This is a genomic window from Nocardia sp. NPDC004722, assembly GCF_053601505.1.
In genome coordinates, this window is sequence record NZ_JBSGBY010000611.1 from 1 (window position 1) to 4,920 (window position 4,920).

At 67.0% G+C, this 4,920-nt stretch carries 7 protein-coding genes; 4 read left to right on the forward strand and 3 right to left on the reverse strand.

All coding sequences use genetic code 11. The features are described 5' to 3' along the window. The first annotated feature begins 414 nt into the window (after positions 1-414). Positions 415-918 (forward strand): hypothetical protein, encoded by a 504-nt coding sequence (locus tag ACWELQ_RS37960; RefSeq protein WP_452401845.1) that lies wholly within the window; start codon positions 415-417, stop codon positions 916-918. A gap of 20 nt (positions 919-938) precedes the next feature. Here ACWELQ_RS37960 and ACWELQ_RS37965 read toward each other — a convergent pair whose 3' ends face one another. Beyond that, a complete protein-coding gene (locus ACWELQ_RS37965) occupies positions 939-1,322 on the reverse strand; it encodes a hypothetical protein (protein ID WP_452401846.1) in 384 nt (127 codons plus the stop codon). Positions 1,323-1,402: 80 nt separating this feature from the next. Next, on the reverse strand, positions 1,403-2,449 hold the full coding sequence (locus ACWELQ_RS37970; RefSeq protein ID WP_452401847.1) for a fatty acid desaturase family protein: 1,047 nt from the start codon (positions 2,447-2,449) through the stop codon (positions 1,403-1,405). Positions 2,450-2,635: 186 nt separating this feature from the next. On the opposite strand from ACWELQ_RS37970, the gene ACWELQ_RS37975 reads away from it, so the two are divergent. From ACWELQ_RS37975 to ACWELQ_RS37985, 3 genes are all read left to right on the forward strand, one after another. Beyond that, entirely contained in the window at positions 2,636-3,124 is a 489-nt protein-coding gene (locus tag ACWELQ_RS37975; RefSeq protein WP_452401848.1) for a PPOX class F420-dependent oxidoreductase, read from the forward strand. Positions 3,125-3,148: 24 nt separating this feature from the next. Continuing rightward, positions 3,149-3,541: a hypothetical protein gene (locus tag ACWELQ_RS37980; protein WP_452401849.1), complete on the forward strand. Its 393-nt coding sequence runs from the start codon at positions 3,149-3,151 to the stop codon at positions 3,539-3,541. Between the two features lie 107 nt (positions 3,542-3,648). Further along, positions 3,649-4,470 carry an alpha/beta fold hydrolase gene (locus tag ACWELQ_RS37985; RefSeq protein ID WP_452401850.1) on the forward strand — a complete coding sequence of 274 codons (822 nt, stop codon included), beginning with the start codon at positions 3,649-3,651 and terminating at the stop codon, positions 4,468-4,470. Between the two features lie 81 nt (positions 4,471-4,551). Here ACWELQ_RS37985 and ACWELQ_RS37990 read toward each other — a convergent pair. Further along, positions 4,552-4,920, reverse strand: a 369-nt coding sequence (locus ACWELQ_RS37990) for a hypothetical protein (RefSeq protein ID WP_452401851.1), incomplete at its 5' end; no start/stop codon positions are given.

Here is a 4,920-nt window from a genome sequence, read left to right on the forward strand (position 1 = left end):
GCCACCCCCGCGTGGTTCCCGCAGCCAGCACAATGGACAACGCCTCGACCGCCTCCACAGCGCAGGCCAGGAAGACGGTGAGCGCGAGCGCGAATCCGCCGCCGCTCACCGGCCACCGCCCGAGGCGGGCATCGAACGCGCTGCGAGATTCGTGAGTCCTCCAAGGTGTTCGGGCCGAACACGGCTGCTCGCCCTCACACTAGATCCTCATCGCGAAGTCGGTTGCGCGACCGGAGCCATTGGCCGATGGTGGCATGGTGTGGGAATTCGTGTGCGCCCACTGCGGCAGCGAACTCGGTGCCCGTATCGACGATTGCGGGACCTGGCAACAAACCCTGCTGGTCGCGACGGCTGCCTTGAAGGTCGAAGTCCAGAAACCATTCGTTCCCAGCACAACTCACTATCCAGACGTCGATGCCGAGCTCGTCGACCGCGCAGTGGCGTCATGGTGACCCGGTCCGCGACTTCCAGCACGCGGAGATCGCTGGTCCCGGAACGGACCGCTGGTTCGGGGAGTCGGACTGGCGGGACGAGGTGGAGCGAGCCCAACGCGACGTGGAACCGGCCTACCGTGGGCTAATGGAAATCACCGAGGGACCTGTCGAGTGGGTTCCGGACGCCTGCACATTGCCGACCGCCGACCAACCGCTGCGGGTGGCGGAGTTCGATCGGTTCTTCGCGGAGGCGGTGCGGGGAGTCGAACGACCGGACCGCACCCGGCTGGAGCTGATCATCGACACCGGAGCCGAATCCCGGGGACGGGAGCTGGCAGCCCGCGAAACCGAGTGCTGTTCGTTCTTCACCTTCAGCTTCGAGGGAACCGGCGACGGCTCGATGATGTGCATCGACGTACCCGCCGCCTACGTCGAGGTCCTCGACGCCCTCGAGGTTCGTCTCCGAACGACGCCACGGCGATAGCCGTTCCGCGATAAACGGTTTCAGCCCAGATCGAGGGCGGTGACGGGGACGCCGTAGGGCAGGAAGCGGACGCGGCGGCGTTCGTCGGTGTTGTCGCTGTGGGCGCGTAGCGCCTCGAGTTCGGTGGGGAAGACCTGCTCGACCCAGGCCGCGCCGGCGGCGTCGGTGCTGTAGATGACCCAGACGCCGCTGCCGGTCTCACCGGCGGTCGCGCCCTCGGATTTCGGCGGGCGGGTGCGCTCGGGTTGGGCGAATTGGCCGAGCAGCGACGCCAGCGTGCCCACGCTCGCGCGGTCGAGATACTCACCCGCCTTGCCGAGCAGATCACGGAATTCGATTCCCGCGTCCCGCAATGCGCGCTCGAATTCCTCCGGATCGATCCCGAACGGGTTGTCGGCTGCCATCGCATCACTCCTGGAGAAGAAACTCGCCCCCTCTGCCTCAGTGTCCTCCCGCCCCCGCGCCTTCGCCACGAGCCGACGGGTCAGGCCGCGCCGCGCAGGGGTTCGCCGACATGATGCAGGTGGCGCAATGCTTCTCGGTAGGAGGTGAGGAGCCCTGTCTCGTGGTAGGGGACACCGATTTCGGCGCAGTAGGCACGCACGATCACTTGGGCTCGGCGCAGGTTCGGGGTCGGCATGCTCGGGAACAGGTGGTGCTCGATCTGGTAGTTGAGTCCGCCGAGCGCCAGGTCGGTGCAGGCGCCGCCGCGCACATTGCGGGAGGTCAGTACCTGGCGGCGGAGGTAGTCGGGGCGGTCGTCGCCGGTCAGGGTCGGCATGCCCTTGTGGTTCGGGGCGAAGATGCAGCCCATGTACAGACCGAACAGGGCTTGATGGACCGCAGCGAACGCGAGGGCCTTGTCCGGGGGCAGGACCACCAGCAGCGCTGTCGCATAGGCGATCACGTGAACGACGAGCAGCGCGCCCTCGAGTCCGCGGTGCTTGAGGGAGCGGCGGCCGAGCGCCCGGAATCCGGCGATATGCAGGTTGAGGCCCTCCAACAGCAGCAGCGGAAAGAACAGGAAAGCCTGCGCGCGCCCGATGATTCGCGCCGCGCCGCGGCTGCCCCGGGCCTGCCGCTGCGACCAGACCAGGATGTCGGGCGCGACATCGGGATCGAGTTCCTCGTGGTTGGGGTTGGCGTGATGGCGGGTGTGCTTGTCCTGCCACCAGCCGTACGCCAAACCGATGCCCACGTTGCCGGCCACCCGGCCGAGGATCTCCGTCGCGCGCCGGGTCCGAAAGACCTGGCGATGCGCCACATCGTGCATGACGAGCGCGACCTGGGCGAAGGTCACGGCCATGAACGCGGCGACCGCGAGCGTCCACCACGAATCGCCGACGAGTACGAGGGCCGCCCAGCCGCCCGCGAACGCGAATCCGACCGCGCCCAGCCGGATCGCGTAATAGCGTGGCCGCCGCTGCATCAGTCCCGCCTCGGAGATCCGGCGCAGCAATCGCGCGTAATCACCGTCGCCGCGTCTCGAAGACGGCGGGGACGGCTCGGGAACCACAGCGGATGTCGTCATGAAATCTTCCTGAGCACTGAGTCGGCAAGGCCACCGTCACCCGGAAATCGGTGCGGGGGAGAACGATTCGAAGCTATCGACCGGATTCTCGATCGAGGTAATACCGCGGTATGAGAGGCCGTAGCACCGTGGTGTGATTCCGCCGAGCTCGACCGGTTCGCGTGGCCGAGTGGTAAATTCAGCAGGATGGTTCTCGCGAACGTCCTGGCGAAGTTCGGCACCTCGATGAACCTGGTCTACGACCGACTGCGTGATCGCGAAGCGTTCTCGATCGATGAATCGACCGCTACGGCAGGGGATTTCGCAGCATTGCGCGGCCATCGGCATGCGGTGCTGGTGACGTTCCGGCGCAGTGGCGAGCCGATGCCGTCGCCGGTCTGGTTCGGCCTCGACGGCGCGGGGAACGCCTACATCTTCACCGAGCGGAAGTCGGGGAAGGTCAAGCGGATTCGCAACAATCCCGACGCGTTGATCGCGCCCTGCAATATCCGGGGGAGACCGCTCGGTCCGGCTGTGCGCGCCACGGCACGCATTCTGGACGAGTCCGAATGGCCGCACGCGGAGCAGGCCCGCAATTCGATCTACCGGCTGGTACCCCGTCTGTACGACCGATTGTTCTTCGGCGGTGTGCCGGAGGAGACCGTGTATCTGGAGCTCACCCCGCGGCCGTCCTGACCGCCGATTCGGAAGGGGCCGTCAATGCCCGCCCTGCCCTGGTCCGCCGGAGTCTACAAACCCGCAGCCGGAGTTCAACTGCACGTGCTGACCACCAACCTGCCGCTGAATCGCTTCCGGGATATCCCTCGATTCCTGCGCTGGACCATCAGGATCCGCACCCAGTTGAAGTCAGCCCCGGGCTGCGCCGGATACACGATGGACGCCAAACCGTTCACCAAGACCTTCTGGACCCTCTCGGCCTGGTCGTCCGCGGAGGCCATGGAGGTGTTCGTGCACAGCGGCACGCACGCGGAGATGTTGAAGGACATGGCCGGTCGCCTCGGCAACCCGCACTTCGCCGACTCCACCGCGACGCCCGCCGACCTCCCGCTCTCCTGGGCCGACGCCCGCGCCAGGATCAACCCCAACTCCTGACGGCCGGACGCTGGAATAGTCCTGCCAGCTTCTTGCCAGCGGCCTGGCGGATAGTGCCCCGCCGTGGCCAACCCGGTCACGCGAGGCCGAACAGCGCAGGAGTAGACATGCCGACATTCCAAACCCCCACCGACGGCACCACTCTCGCCTACGAGGACTACGGCACCGGCACGCCCATCGTGTTCGTCTCCGGCTGGGCACTGCCCTGTGATCAGTGGGAGCGTCAGGTTCCGTTCTTCCTCGACCACGGCTACCGGTGCGTGCTGCTCGACCGCCGCGGCCACGGTCGTTCGGACCGCCCATCAAGCGGCTACGACACCGACACCCGCGCCGACGATCTCGGAGGGCTCTTCGAGCACTTGAACCTGCGGGACGCGATCGTGGTCGCGCATTCCGGCGGCAGCGCCGAGGTGGTGCGCTATCTGTCCCGCCACGGCGCGGACCGGGTCACGCGCATCGCATTGCTGGGGGCCACCCTTCCGTTCCTGCGCCAGACCGAGGACAACCCGATCGGCGTTCCGGACGAGCTGATCGAGGCCACCCTCACCGATCTGAAAACCGATCGCGCACGGTGGTTCACCGACCTCTCGCAGGGCTACTACGCCACCCACATGGGCACTCGGGTCACACCGGCCACCATCGAGAACGAGATTCGGCGCCTTTTGACGACCTCGATCGTCGCCACCATCGAGGTGCAGCGCGAAACTGCCTACACCGACTCTCGAGCCGAACTCGCCGAGCTGGCGGTGCCGATCCTGCTGCTGCACGGCGTGCAGGACCAGTCGATCCCGATCGACCTGTCCAGCCGCCGCACCGTCGACATCGCTCCCAACGCCGTGCTGAAGGAGTATTTCGACGCCGGACACGGCCTGTATCAGAGCCACTACGCCCAGGTGAACGCGGACATCCTCGACTTCATCAAGGGCTGAGCCCTTTTCGGAGATGACATGCGGGAGGCCAGGCGACCTCGCCTGACCTCCCGCATGCTGTTGCGGCGCAGCGGAATCGGGTCAGAGCCCCAGGCTGCGCAACAGCGGGCCGATGACCGGCAGGGAATCCGCGCTGCCGGTGCCGCCCCCCGTGTTCGGCGTGCAGCTCTGCCCGGCCGGGGCCTGGTCGACGACGGTGACCGTCTGCGGACCGATGAAGCCACCACCGCCGGTCTGGATGCCGCGCCACCACAGGGTGTGGGCGCCGCTGGTGGTGGGAGTCCAGGAAGCCGTGGCGTCCTGGCCGTGCTGAATGGGCTGTTCGGTGCCGATCATGGTCGCCGAGTTGATACTCGGCCCGTCCAGGAAGTAATAGGACGGCACCACCCGGCCCAGCAGCATGACGCCGAAGACCGGGGCGAGGGCGGACAGCAGGTTTCCGGCGATGAA